This is a genomic window from Bacillus cereus group sp. BfR-BA-01453, assembly GCF_022662915.1.
Taxonomy (GTDB): Bacteria; Bacillota; Bacilli; order Bacillales; family Bacillaceae_G; genus Bacillus_A; species Bacillus_A paranthracis.
In genome coordinates, this window is the sequence record NZ_JAKUEN010000049.1 from 1 (window position 1) to 291 (window position 291).

Sequence of the window (291 nt, forward strand, 5' to 3'; positions counted from 1 at the left end):
CAACGTCCTACTCTCACAGGGACAAGGTCCCAACTACCATCGGCGCTAGAGAGCTTAACTTCCGTGTTCGGTATGGGAACGGGTGTGACCTCTCTGCCATCATTACCAGACATTATTCTTTTGAGACAATCATTATTATAACTTATTTTCTTTAAAAGTCAACAAGTTTTTTATGTTCTCTCAAAACTAGATAACATTGCTACATATTATATGGTTAAGTCCTCGATCTATTAGTATTCGTCAGCTCCACATGTCACCATGCTTCCACCTCGAACCTATCAACCTGATCAT

1 rRNA gene is annotated in these 291 nt (G+C 40.2%); it reads right to left on the reverse strand.

The features are described from left to right. Positions 1 to 110: ribosomal RNA gene (rrf, locus tag MR070_RS26930) — 5S ribosomal RNA — on the reverse strand; the annotation flags it as partial. Positions 111 to 291 lie beyond the last annotated feature (181 nt).